Origin of the sequence: Vibrio sp. Vb1026 (assembly GCF_033338745.1) — a bacterium.
GTDB classification, from domain to species: Bacteria; Pseudomonadota; Gammaproteobacteria; order Enterobacterales; family Vibrionaceae; genus Vibrio; species Vibrio alginolyticus.
The window spans coordinates 119,858-132,570 of record NZ_JAWOTH010000009.1 but is presented as its reverse complement, the minus strand read 5'-3'; the positions used below and the strand labels follow the sequence as shown (position 1 = coordinate 132,570).

The 12,713-nt window shown below is 38.6% G+C and carries 14 protein-coding genes and 1 pseudogene; 3 read left to right on the top strand and 12 right to left on the bottom strand.

From position 1 onward, the window contains the following. Positions 1-4: 4 nt before the first annotated feature. Positions 5-1,357 carry a secretin N-terminal domain-containing protein gene (locus tag R7E47_RS14925; protein WP_318084546.1) on the top strand — a complete coding sequence of 451 codons (1,353 nt, stop codon included), beginning with the start codon at positions 5-7 and terminating at the stop codon, positions 1,355-1,357. 39 nt (positions 1,358-1,396) lie between these two features. Here the strand turns inward: R7E47_RS14925 and R7E47_RS14920 are convergent, their stop codons facing one another. The 6 genes from R7E47_RS14920 to R7E47_RS14895 all read right to left on the bottom strand — a co-directional run bounded on the left by R7E47_RS14920 (position 1,397) and on the right by R7E47_RS14895 (position 5,423). Then, positions 1,397-2,056 carry a DUF2726 domain-containing protein gene (locus tag R7E47_RS14920; protein ID WP_318084544.1) on the bottom strand — a complete coding sequence of 220 codons (660 nt, stop codon included), beginning with the start codon at positions 2,054-2,056 and terminating at the stop codon, positions 1,397-1,399. A gap of 126 nt (positions 2,057-2,182) precedes the next feature. Beyond that, entirely contained in the window at positions 2,183-3,232 is a 1,050-nt protein-coding gene (locus R7E47_RS14915; protein WP_318084542.1) for a hypothetical protein, read from the bottom strand. 3 nt (positions 3,233-3,235) lie between these two features. After that, complete coding sequence (locus R7E47_RS14910) at positions 3,236-4,024, bottom strand: hypothetical protein (RefSeq protein WP_318084540.1); 789 nt, start codon at positions 4,022-4,024, stop codon at positions 3,236-3,238. A gap of 110 nt (positions 4,025-4,134) precedes the next feature. Next, positions 4,135-4,503, bottom strand: a complete 369-nt coding sequence (locus R7E47_RS14905; protein ID WP_258483541.1) for a regulator — start codon at positions 4,501-4,503, stop codon at positions 4,135-4,137. 87 nt (positions 4,504-4,590) lie between these two features. Then, positions 4,591-4,824 carry a hypothetical protein gene (locus R7E47_RS14900; protein ID WP_318084536.1) on the bottom strand — a complete coding sequence of 78 codons (234 nt, stop codon included), beginning with the start codon at positions 4,822-4,824 and terminating at the stop codon, positions 4,591-4,593. Between the two features lie 248 nt (positions 4,825-5,072). Continuing rightward, positions 5,073-5,423: a hypothetical protein gene (locus tag R7E47_RS14895; protein WP_258670246.1), complete on the bottom strand. Its 351-nt coding sequence runs from the start codon at positions 5,421-5,423 to the stop codon at positions 5,073-5,075. 81 nt (positions 5,424-5,504) lie between these two features. On the opposite strand from R7E47_RS14895, the pseudogene R7E47_RS14890 reads away from it, so the two are divergent. Beyond that, positions 5,505-6,334 (top strand): annotated as a pseudogene (locus R7E47_RS14890) (LysR family transcriptional regulator). Between the two features lie 296 nt (positions 6,335-6,630). Beyond that, positions 6,631-6,843, top strand: a complete 213-nt coding sequence (locus R7E47_RS14885) for a hypothetical protein (protein WP_005376260.1) — start codon at positions 6,631-6,633, stop codon at positions 6,841-6,843. A gap of 90 nt (positions 6,844-6,933) precedes the next feature. On the opposite strand, the gene R7E47_RS14880 is transcribed toward R7E47_RS14885, so the two are convergent. The 6 genes from R7E47_RS14880 to vxrA form a co-directional block, all read right to left on the bottom strand. Further along, positions 6,934-7,323 (bottom strand): universal stress protein, encoded by a 390-nt coding sequence (locus R7E47_RS14880; RefSeq protein WP_172563962.1) that lies wholly within the window; start codon positions 7,321-7,323, stop codon positions 6,934-6,936. 874 nt (positions 7,324-8,197) lie between these two features. Beyond that, positions 8,198-8,359 carry a YoaH family protein gene (locus tag R7E47_RS14875; protein WP_258474718.1) on the bottom strand — a complete coding sequence of 54 codons (162 nt, stop codon included), beginning with the start codon at positions 8,357-8,359 and terminating at the stop codon, positions 8,198-8,200. A 41-nt stretch (positions 8,360-8,400) separates the two neighbouring features. Then, positions 8,401-9,522: a conjugal transfer protein TraF gene (locus tag R7E47_RS14870; RefSeq protein ID WP_318084532.1), complete on the bottom strand. Its 1,122-nt coding sequence runs from the start codon at positions 9,520-9,522 to the stop codon at positions 8,401-8,403. 60 nt (positions 9,523-9,582) lie between these two features. Then, on the bottom strand, positions 9,583-10,464 hold the full coding sequence (locus R7E47_RS14865; protein ID WP_005388048.1) for a DUF2861 family protein: 882 nt from the start codon (positions 10,462-10,464) through the stop codon (positions 9,583-9,585). 6 nt (positions 10,465-10,470) lie between these two features. After that, positions 10,471-11,133 (bottom strand): response regulator transcription factor VxrB, encoded by a 663-nt coding sequence (gene vxrB / locus R7E47_RS14860; RefSeq protein WP_005376251.1) that lies wholly within the window; start codon positions 11,131-11,133, stop codon positions 10,471-10,473. Continuing rightward, on the bottom strand, positions 11,108-12,562 hold the full coding sequence (gene vxrA / locus R7E47_RS14855; RefSeq protein WP_025767766.1) for a sensor histidine kinase VxrA: 1,455 nt from the start codon (positions 12,560-12,562) through the stop codon (positions 11,108-11,110). Before vxrA ends, vxrB begins: the two co-directional genes overlap by 26 nt. Positions 12,563-12,713 lie beyond the last annotated feature (151 nt).

The window sequence follows — 12,713 nt, the reverse complement described above, 5'->3', positions numbered from 1 at the left end:
CTTTATGTCATGGATAATCGCAAAACTCACAGCTTTTCTTTCAGAAATACAAAAAGAACTTTATTGCGCCGGAGGCTCACTGTTTGCGCGCTCATTACTTATCATGCGCTGTGGTAAAGTTGAGAAACAAACAACGGCTTGTTCCAACTTTTCCACATCAAGCATTACCACTTTACTGCTTACGTGCGCCCTGCTCAGCTCGCTTTCTTTTGCCGCAAGCTCTGCGCCTTTTGAGGCAAAGAACACACCGATTGGAGACTTTGCATCGTGGTTCTCGGTTCACACTGGAAACACAGTTGTGCTCGGTCATGGTGTCACTGGCGAGGTCAGCTTTACCGCACCGGATTTGAAAGATGAGGACTATCCTGCCTTTTTCCTTTCGGTACTTCGTGCGCATGGTTACGAGCTTACGCATGACCACGGCGTTTTTACCATCATTGCCGATGCTAACAAGGTGGAGACGTTCGAACCCTCTCAAGTGAAGCTGTACTTCTTTGAGAATGTTCGAAATACCAAGGTCGTTGATTTGATTTCCTCGATGCTTGCTGCAACTCAGAATCAAACACTGAACAACAAAGCAATTAAGAACTACAAGGTTGAAGTGCTACCAACCACAAACAGCATTATCGTGACTGGCTCTGAGAATCAATTGAAGCACATTGATGTGCTCATCAAAGGGATTGATAGACCCCAAAAGCAAGTCTTTATCGAGGCGGTGATTACCGAAACTGAGCTCGGTGATTCTCAAGAAATCGGCGTGAATATGGACTTGGCACTGAGTGAGGCTGGCTTTGTTTCGCAGCCTACCGCAATTAAGAAAGCCGTTGATAACCTGTTGTTCTATGAGGGCGGTGATTTCAATGCACTTATCAAAGCTGTATCAAAGAATCAGAATACCAAGCTCTTATCACGCCCAAACATGTTCATTATGGACAGGGAGCGCGGTTATATCACGGTTGGTCAGAACGTGCCGTTCCTCACTTCATCTGAGGTAACTGACGGCGGTAATCGAGTCCAGCAAATTGAGCGTAAGGATGTGGGCGTGTCACTTGAGGTAGTACCGCATGTGATTGGTGATCATGTTGTGTTGCAGATAATGCAAAAATCTGACTCGGTAACGGACTCTTCTATCGCATCCGACATCATCACCAATACGCGAACACTGCAAACCGTTGTTAAGGTCAAAGATCGCCAAACGATCTCTTTAGGTGGTTTGATTTCCCAAGAGCAGCGCGACTCGGTAAGCGGTGTGCCGGTCTTGATGGATGTTCCGTTACTTGGTGCGTTATTCCGGTCAGAAAAAACCAATACGGTAGATAAAGAACTTAAAGTAACGATAAGAACCACGATACTTTGAGTTAAAAGAAAAGCCGAACAATTGCTGTTCGGCTCTGCTTTAGCTGTACTGTAATACGCTCTCTAATTCTCTACACTTTATTATCGTGTCACGCTCTAATACGGTTGCGATATGTGTTTTGTCATAAGAACTTCTAGCTTCAAACCTAAGTAACGGATGGTGTCCGTTAAGTGCATTGTTTACGTATATGTCTCGTTCTTGTCTCTTCTTCTGCCTATGGGATGAATCATCTAGCTCGATGACCGCCAAGACTTTTGTATCTCTATCCGTTATCACGTAGTCCATTCTTTTAGCCCAAGTTCGAGAGTTATCTTTAAAGTTGGTCGGTTGAACCAATGCCATCAATGAAACTTGGCTATGAATTACGTATTCATCAGGTATGAGCTCCTGCAACACTTTGTAGAATCTGCGCTCTGTCTTGGTAGCCAAGTATGTACTTTTCTTGTGAGGTACAGAATTGGCCTTATTGCAAGGGTTCGGCGAAGGTACTTCGACTATCTTTGGGTTCTTTTCTACAGCTTTTGGTTCAAAAGAATGTATGCTGCTCGGTCTTCTAACCGTTGCACCTTGCTCCCATTCGTTAAGCCTACGTTTCGGTTTCTTACCCTTCTTTGTGAATAGATACACCATACACGCTAAGGATATAAATATCAGTAATTCAGGCACTTTCTGTTTCTCACTCATAAAACATGAGTGCATGGTAGCATATCAGGTGTTTAAAATTGGCTTTTTGGTACATCCCCGAGGTGTACTCAGGGGTGTACCAATTCAATGCCAGTCCTAACATATTCGAACTAAACTATGGAAACGTGACTCTATGTTACATCAAGCCTGCTTAAGAGACTTTACTAAGCTGCCCAATTGTTCAAATCCATCAAAAGTCGAGGGCAACTTTTCTGTATCTGACAATATTCCACTAAAAATAATATTTTCAAACTTCTCTAGTGCATTAGAATCTTGCTCTTTTATCTCTTTAGAGTAGCTTGTGTAGCTTTCAATGAACTGACAAAGTGTCATTCTCAATTCAATTTGCATTATTTGTGTTTTGACCTCCTTGTAATGAATTAAAATCACTCTGAAAAAATAAATTAGTATTATTTCAATTGAAACCAAAGGGATAAAAGCAATGAGATCCTTAAAATTCACCTCTTTGTTTTGAATTGCAAGAAATTCATAAACCAATGGCGCTAGAAGTAGCAAGCCCATTAATATTAAAATTGATAATGATATATTTTTTTCTTTCTTTTTTTTCTTTTCTAGTTTTTCAAACCCTTGATTTAGACCAACAAAGTTGTATTCATTTTGAAGTTTATCTAGTGTTCTTTTTAGGTTTTCTACCTTTTCAGTCTTTTCTATTAATTCATCATTCCATTCTCCTCGAAGTTTGTCGGCTTGATTAACCTTATTTATAAAATCCTCTTTTATATTGATTCTACTATCACTAAGGAAGTTTTTAATAATTTGTGCTGGCAATAAATAAGAGACATAAGTAAGTTCAGATTTTAGTGCTTGGTCATCAATTTCAGACAGCCTTCCACAAATCTCTTTTTTCATGTTTCTTAAAATTCTGTTTATCTCTTTACCTTCACCGGTTAAAAAGTCAAACTCACAAAGAAAACGATACATATCAACGTAAATAATATTGACTTGATCTATATTATCCTTGTCAAAGTTGCTGATATTCTCGATAAAGCCAACACCTATTTGTCCTATAGAGTAAGCACACCTATCGTCCCATTCTTGAGGTTGGGCTACAATATATTCAGCAATGGTGCAGCAATCTTTGATTCTTTGTTGTAAAAATTCATGCTTTGATGAAGAGTTTTTAGCCTGAGTAATGAAATCTTTTAAAATATCTGAGTTTTCTTTAAACATATATCATAAACCTAGCTTAGTTGTTTTGCCTTTTGTCATTGAATACATCATGCTATCCTTTAAGGCGATATTTTCTATATTATTTAATACATCTGAAATGTGATCGCCAATTTTTATTATGTTGTCTTTTTTTAGTGCGTCACGCCCTATATTGTCAAGTGTGGATATGTAAGACGTCCCATCATTTAATTCTTTCACCCCAAGCTCTTCCTTTATTAAGTTAAGCTTAGACAAACTCTCTATAAGGCACTTGTCTTTTATAATTTGTTTATCCTTGTAGGTTCGAAATTCGTTGCTAATATTATCAAGTTTAATATTTAAATCAGAAATTCTCTCATTTGCTTTTTTTTCATTAAATCGAAGTTCATTTATTGTCACTTCACTATTATGAATTAATTTTTTCATTTTTTCTTTTTCTTCATCCCATCCCTCTAATTCTTTGTCGAATAACTTTTCTTGATATTCCTTAGTCGATTTATACTCTAAAGCTAAAATTTTTGATTGTGACTTATAAGCTATTGTTTTCCTTTTTTCCCTTGCAGATATTACTAGCTGATCTACTACAACTTGTAACCAGTCAGCTACAATAATATATAAAATAGCTATACCTATACATTTTGCCATGAGTACATAATTAAAATGATATGCATCTAGCATCGCTAATTTTTCATCAGAGCCAACAATTATGAACTTAGCGATTAGGGGAAAGCTAGCAACTATATAAACTAGAGATGCAATCCCCAAAAAAGGACTTCTTATCCTAGACAAAATCACATCGAGAAACTCTTTCACTTTCAACGACCTGTTTAACAAAATAACGTTGCTATATCGTAACAGATTTCACTCAAAACATGTGCTCTATTGTAAAGGTCAAAAAATACCGCAATTCTGCGGTATTTAAATTAGTCTAAAAGTTTTGCAATCACTCTGGCTAGTTTAAGTAGTTTTCTTGTGGTTTTCAGTTCTAACTCTGAGCTTATTTCTATTAGAGCTATACCTGTCAAAATTTGTTGGGCTGTAACCAATTGCCCCGTCGGCAGCTCCAATCTGTCATAATGCATTTTAAAGTGCTCCCATTGTTCAGATGGGCTCAGTTCCCTTCCCTTTGCCATTCTCATGAGCCTCTTACACTCCGGAGGAATGGTTTTACCTTTATCCCATTCTTTGACCGTTCTCACAGTTTTTAAACAAAGTTCAGCAGCTTGTTCGACGGATAAACCACATTCAAATTCACGAAAAATATAGTTTTTAGTCATTTCGTGATACTTCATTGAATAGTCCCTCAAAAGAGAGACATTTTATAGGACTAGCATATGCAATCGTATTCAACATAAGCAGATATAATGCGAACTTAAGAGTTAGAAGATTAGCATTGGTGAAGTCAGTTTAGTTACACCGTATTTGGCTGTTGCTGCTTTGCAAGAATCATCAACTGTCTTGTATGGACCGTGAACTTCGATTTCACAACAGCGACAACTTGATAATAACCAGTCATCAACTTTAAAACCGTGTGGCTGATTAAGTTCCTTCATTGTATCTTGGGTTACGTTCAACACTGTACACGTTGGTTCTGCATCTTGCTCATTCAACATGAGTCAACATGGACACGCATTTGCTTAACCCAAACGTGTAAGTACTACGTTAGTTTTATAGGAACAAGGAATCTAACAGATGTAAACTCTCTACTTTTCAATCTATACCTAGATCTTTCTTCATATGTTCACTCAACTCGTTAGTGGTTCTTACATTAATCTTATGTTTGCAATGATGGATTCTCAACTCTTCACCAAATAATTTTACTAGTGATTTGGTATACAAAGCACAAATATTATTTATTATTCTATACAATGTATCTTTCTGATAAACAGATCTTTTCGAATTTTGTATTGCAGTCTTCATATTTAAATATCCTCATACGTTTAACTTTATAATTTAAAGAGTCAATTTCAACTTTTATTATTACTTTTTCCGATATAGAATGAGTCATTATCAATGATGCACAATCAAGAATTAAATCACCCGAATCCAACTTAGTAATTTCACGAGACAAATTTTTTATTTTTAAATCTTTATTTTCTATATTTAATCCGATTGAGTTAATTTCTTCAGGATATTGGTTTAACTTAATATCCAATATGGTTTTATTAAGATAGTAGTCTGCCATTATTTCATGGCGGCTTTTAAATATCATTGTCCCCCTCCGATGATGCAAGTTATACTTTCCCACCAGTTAAAAGACAACGTGACTCAGAGTTGCAAAAAGGTAACAATCATGGAATTGATGAACAATGAGCTGATCTGCTTTGCAGCCATTTGTAAACACCTCTCTCTTACATCGGCATCAAAAGAACTTGGAAAGTCTAAAGCTCAAGTCAGCAGGCAGCTAGCAGCATTAGAAAAACAACTTGGCGTAACACTCGTCCACAGAACAACAAGGAAACTCGTTTTAACTAAAGCATTAGAGAGCTTGCTATCAAGACGTTAGAGAGTTTGCACGAGTTAAATTACAGAGCTAGCTCGTTGAGTGAATGCATTGATGGAAAGTTTAAAATCACAATGCCCAACTCTATAGCCTCTTCTATTTTTGGTTCTGTTCTTAAAGACTTAAAAGAACGATATCCAAAAGTTGATTTTGAAATATCGTCAAGTAACAATGTAGAAAATTTATTAGAAAGCAACGTAGATTTAGCGATTAGGCTTAATAATGTTATTGATGACACTCTTATTGCACATAAAATTGGTGATTATAGTGATGTTTTGATATCTAGGGTAAGTAATGCCAACAACAAAACACTATTGATCTACAAACATCATTCGAATAAGGAATCAATTAAAAATCAATATACTGATGTTATCGAAGTTGATAACACCTCTATTTTAATAAACTTTGTTTCTGAGGGAGTTGGGGTTGGTGTCATTCCAAACTATCTTATTAAAAGTAACTATATAGACAAAAACATCCGAATATCGCAAACTTTTGATATAGAACGTTCCATGTATATTGCCTACCCTTATCAAAACCCTTTGCCAAGAAAGCTAGCTGAGATATCTACTTTTATTAGGTCTGAGTTATCACAAGTATTGAAGAGTGAGTCATTTTAGGGCGGTTGTTCAGATTTAGAATTTTGCGTTGTCTACTCAACTAGGCCTAACGCTAATCTTTGTAACATATTGTTTCAGCGGTATTTATTAACACCCCCATCTTTATGCTTGCTATCACAATGTGAAATGCTCTGCCGTCTTGTTATCAAGGTTTTGCGTGGAATAAATCACGTGGGGTAAACGATAGATTGACTTACATTAAAATTTTCATCAAAAGCAACTTTATATAAAATTGATTTCATACCAATCGATGTGTATCTTCTACCCATATCCCCACAATAACCAAGGAGAATGCCATGGATAAGCTACTCGCGTCTGCATTAGAAATTAAGCAGCGAACTATGGTGACTGGCTTTTTTGCTAGAAATGGATTCAAAATCGCTATGACCGATTTTGATGATGTCACTTTTGAGCGAGAAGGCGTGCAAGTTAACGTACATTTTGATCTGCAGTCAAACGCGGAGTCTGCATCTGTTTTATCTCATGAGGCATCAATCATTCCTGGCTAAAAACTTTTATTATCACCGATACACCAAGCCGAACATAAACGTTCGGCTTTTTAGTGACAAAAAATGATGAGTGCGAACAAGAGTTGTCGATCACTCGTCTAAATAGACGATTAATAAATCAGCTTCAACTTCGTTCACAACCTTTGGTATCGATGAAAAAAAGCGACTCAATAAGTTGTGATGATGACCACAGACAACTAAATCTATCCCCTCTTTTTTGACGATTCCCGATAGTTTTATATGAAGATCGCCGATTACTACCATGGTCTCGTTTACTGGGTATAAGCATTTATCAGCGAGCTCTCGCAGCCTTCTTTCCAATTCTTGCTCTTCCTTCGCTTCCATGACTATCCGATCAACATCTACGTAAACAAATGAGAGTTTGCTGCTTGAGTTATCTGCTTGCATTATTGCTTTTTCGATAACGGCTTGGCTAGATTTAGATAAGTCGACAGCAACCAAAACGTGCTTGTAACCCATCATTCCTCCCTTGGTTAGTTTTTGTTCTCATATTAAGTCTAGTCCACATAGAGCGAACACAACATCAAAACTACTGCTACATGATAGTTAAAGGAGTTTAGTGTAAAACAGGCAAATAGTTTTCATTGCAACCTTGTTGCTTCCTCTCATCCAAAGATCAACGATGTTTTTCCAATTTCTTCTCTAATTATCGGACTATTTAACAGGAAGGATGCCAGAAAACATTACGTTGTAACACGCGTTACTACTCTTGATTTCTACTACTCTTGAGGTTTCATATTACCCACTTCAACGTCGCCTAGTTTAGTAAAACTACTTTAGATTAAGCATGCTCAATATGTAACGCTCCGCTCAAATCCAGGAGACGTATTTCGGCTAAAAAAAGCAGCTCAATAAGATGAATTTCGCTTCATCTATTACATATGTCTGCGAGTGCTTACTGTTCTTATATCGCTTATTTAATAACTCTAGTTGAATTATCGTTATAAGTTACGGTGTCTCTTTTTTATTTTTTTAGCATAATCTTCTACCTGAGAACGAGACTATCTTGGGCTTTGTAATTAAATTACAAGATCAATCGCGACCAATATGGTTGGCAGATTAAAAGACCGAGGTAAACAATTGATATAATTGAGTTTAACTTGTAAGTTCTTTAAAAAACGCCTAATTACCTGTACTATGCAAACCAAGGTTAACATAATGAGGTAAAATTTTACCAACTCACTATTTAGTCTTAAAGGTAATTGAACAAGATTAAAATCATATAGGTATAGTAAATTGTAGTTACAGCGTAACCAGGTGGTATTTGGGAATGTAGAGGAATAGAAAATAGAAAGGCAAAAAAAACAGGGCGTATGCCCTGTCCATGAATTGATTAGTTTTGTTGCTGTTGTTTTTCTGCGTACTCAGATCGAATCCGTTCGGCAACAATTTTGATAGCTTCTGCAGTACTTGTGCCCTTCGCCATCAATTCTTGAATTCTCTCTACAGCTTGTTGTTGCTCTTGGTGAGATAGAGAGGGTAAATCGTCAAACATAAAAAGCTCCTCATTTTGAGGAGCTGACTATAACGATTCGATTAATAGGTAGCAAGGAAATTAATGGATGCACCCATAGCGTTCTCGTTTGTGTACTGAGCTGCGATATCCAATTCGAACAACTTAAGTGGAGACAACCCGATACCAGCAGTAATGGTTCCTTCGTCATAACTTCGAGCTAAGTTCTTCATATACCCTGCTCGTAATGCCATTTGACGCAAAATATCAAATTCAATACCGGCTCGAATCATTTGCGTATTATCATCAAAGGATGAAAAACGTTTTTCTTCGTTAAGATCGTAGTCAACACTCATCGTAAAGTAATCGGCAACAATCCCTGCCCCAACGGTGTATACAGGACGCATGCTATATTCGTATGATTTTATCGTATCGCTGCCATATTGGAATGATTTTGTTTTAACGTCTCTTCCGATCAAATTTTTCGCTGAAATACCGAGACGATATGGGCCAAAGAACCAAAGTGCGCCGGCGTCTAAGTTAAACATCGTTTCCGCGGTCTCATTTTCACGTAAGTCTTTAGTATCAAAATTCTGAAAACTCGTGGCGTATGAGTATGTGTATATACGCTGAAGTTTAGGAGTAACACCAAAAGAAAGGTGTTGGTTCATGAAATTAGTGTATTTAGCAAGTGAAATACCTGCTTCAGCCACGCCAATAGAAACACCTTGTACATAGCTATCATCTAATGGATTAGTACCTGAGGTATCAACATTTGGTTGTACGAATGATTCAGTGTATAGCTTACCGTATGCAGTTGCAGATAAGAATTTGTTGGGGATACCAATGGCAACGACACCACCAAGATCAAAGTCTGTCTTTTTCCCATCGATAGCATCCATCGATTTTTTGATTTCATCGACGTCTGTTAATTTGCTGATGCGTTCGATCTCATCAACTAGATCATATTGATCATCGTAGCTGCCACCAAAACTTGGCACGATCATGCCTGCATCGTCATTTCGACGATAAATCGCAGTAAGAGCGGGGTTGAAAAAAGGCGCAGTTAGATAAGTTGCTGATACGGTACCAACGCCACCCATTGCATCACTACGAGCCTCTATCGCATAAGTAGCAGCAGAGGCAGCATTAGCGAAAAGAATAGTAGCAACAGAAGTGGCAAGAATTTTATATTTGTTTTTCATACTACACTTGTGATTTTAGTTCGTCCTGAACCTTTATCGGCACAAGTAGTATTTCTTTAACTATTCTTCCTGGGAAAGATCATAAGTTCGGCTAATAGTTTGAGCCTGCTCAACAATTATATCGCCCTGCCAACGGCGACTATTGATACTTACCGCCAATACGTATCTATCGTTTGGGACACCCGCTAGCTCCAATGAATTTGGATAGTTAGACTCGTAAGTCTTTTTCCACATTTGCTCGTACTGGCCATCAATGTAGTCATACAAACCGACTTCAAGTTGCGGTAATGGACAATGGGGATTACGAAGTGCGCTCTTTTCTACTTTCCAATTCTCTTTAGATGTCCAACGAACATATTGAGAAGAGTTTGAATCTCCAAGTATTACCCAAGTTCGATACTCTTGTTTATCAGTAGAAACAACGGTTAAGTGATATAAACCAGCTTCAAGCTTACCGGTTAAGTTATAGCGTTTCGAGTAACTACGCTCGTTGGCAAGTTCTGTCCCGTTCGGCTGTTGTTCATAGCTGAATGAACTGTCCGCGGATATAGAATCATCCACCCATCGATTAAATGAAATATTTTCGATGTCAGTTGTAGCTCTTAGCTTGATCACCAATCTAAATGTATCTCGCCCAGGGCTTTGAATAGTCTGACGAATAACGTTCACACCACTTATCCAATCAGGCAGCGTTACACCAGTGAGAGCCTTGCCACAGTTTTTAGATAGTGACTGACCAAGAAGATCATTGAGGTGAGGAGTCAAATCTTTACTTGGTTCCGTTTGCCAGAGTTCAACAAGAGAGTTGAACATACCCGCAAGATCATCTTCAAGTAAGTGTTGATGTGCCTGTGTTAAAGGCGTGTTAGTTTGAAACCAGTCCATCGCATGGACTGGTTTCACTAACGCTAATGAGACAACTACAGGGAGTAGTATTTTCATTACGACTTATGCTTTCATCTTGTAGCCAACACCACGAAGTGTTTCAATTTCCAGTCCTGGCAGTTTTTGACGAAGCTGTAGTACATGTGTATCAACCGTACGTGTTGTCGGGAAATGATTGTAACCCCAAACGTGGTCAAGTAGCTCATCACGAGTAAACACGCGACCTAAGTTTGACGCCAAAAATAGCAGCAAATCAAACTCTGTTCGAGTAAGCGTAATTAGCTCGTCTTTATAAGTCACTTCACGAGTCGAGCGGTCAATCTCTAAGTCTTTTGTAATCACTTTATCAGCGTTGCTTTGTTCTGCTGAATCCGGTGCTCGTAGCTGTGCACGGATTCTCGCAAAAAGCTCCGCCTCAGCAAAAGGCTTTGTTAAGTAGTCGTTCGCGCCGGAATCAAGACCTGCAACTTTATCTTTTACGGTAACAAGTGCCGTTAACAAGATAACTGGTACGTCTTTAATCTGTTTCCATTCTGGGAGACATTGTACAGAGTCACCATCTGGGAGTTGGCGATCGAGAATTACCAAGTCAGCTTTTTTCCATTGTGGCTCTACGTCTGCAATACGCTCCACATGTAAACACTCATATCCTGCTTGTTCCAGGCTTACTAACAGGCCGTCAGCCAAGTTTTTATCGTCCTCAACGAGAAGCAGTGTCTGTTTCACAAGGTATCTCCAATATAAAAGTTGTAGGTGGTCCCATTAAGGACATTTTTCCGCCCATGCGGCCTACCATAGATTCAACGATTGTTAATCCAAGTCCTAACCCGCTCTTACTTACGAACGGTTTCTTCAAATTTGCCCAATCTTTAGCCGTTAGGCCTCCTGCATCTCGGACTTGGAATACTATTTTTTCTTCACTAGTTGAGACATCCAATTCAACCGGTGCGACACCGTACTTAAGCGCATTACGAAGCAAGTTATCGATACAAGTTCCTAACCAGTACACATTAACTTTAGCAGCCACATCTTCATTGATGTTAAAAAGCACGGCACTATCAAATTCTTCTTCGATCTTAAATTCTAACCAATCTGCAACGGATGGTACCCAGTCTGTTGCAAGCATTTGGTTATCAGATTGCAAATAATCTTTACTCGCTTCTGCCAATTGACGCAGGCGGCGCGTATCTTCACACAATCTGCGGAATTCGTCATACACACTTTCAGGCAAATGCTCGAACTCTCGACGAAAGCCCTCAACCGTTAGTGACAGAGATGCAATCGGTGTTCTGAGCTCATGCGTTAAAATTTGCAACACGAGCATTCTACTACGTAGTTCTTCTCGCTTGCTATTCCAACGGTACACCGCCCAACCAATCACCAAAAGAATATTGGCGATTACCAGTATGATCATACTGATCCGCAAAACTTGCGAGTGATCTTCTACATCCCAACAAATATTACCTCGTTTAACAAAGCAACTTTTGCTTTGAGACGCTAGAGCGTATGACAGACCCGCATTCGCTACGTTCTCTTGCCAGATATCTTTCTCGAAAACAAAGTAACGGTCACCACGTCTTAACCAAAGTTCGTTACCTTCAATAAACATGCTCGCGCCTGCAATCAAAGCATTAATGGCGTCGTCATCCATGTTTTTCAAGCTTTCTAGCAACTCATCCCCTTCCTCGTTATCACGCTCTTTTATATGCATGTACTGAGATAGTTTGGGTTTGAGTTCTGGATACTTATCCACATAACGTGCCGCATACGTCCCACCACCAGGGTGAATGAGACCACTACGCGAGAACCAACGAGGTGTCAGCTGCGTCCCTTTACAAATCGCCCTTGTAAATACTAAAGGCTCAGTAATTAAAGGACTTAATGGTAATTTGCCACGACAAGTATTCGCCAAGCTGTAAAGCTGTTGGATATCTTTTAACGGATAGTCAGACGTTTGCGGCAGAAGCGAATCTGGCGCAAGTAACTTGGTAGGATAATTTGATTGCAGAATACGAATATCGTACGACTTAAGAGCTACTTCATAGTTAAATAGCTCTGTAAACGTATCTATTCTTTCTGGTAGTGAATCGGAAAATGCAGGTGCCGAAAAAAGCGGCAATACAGTTGCAAAACCGAGCAAAAACTTTTTAATCAAACTGTTACCGTCACTTGTTACATTAGCCAAAACTATACATCAATCTACAAGCAATTGACATCTGCTAACAGAAGGATTTGCATTACTATAACATTGAAACGGAACAAAAAAGGGCCAGCGATTGCTGACCCTGTATAGTTTTAAATCAAGA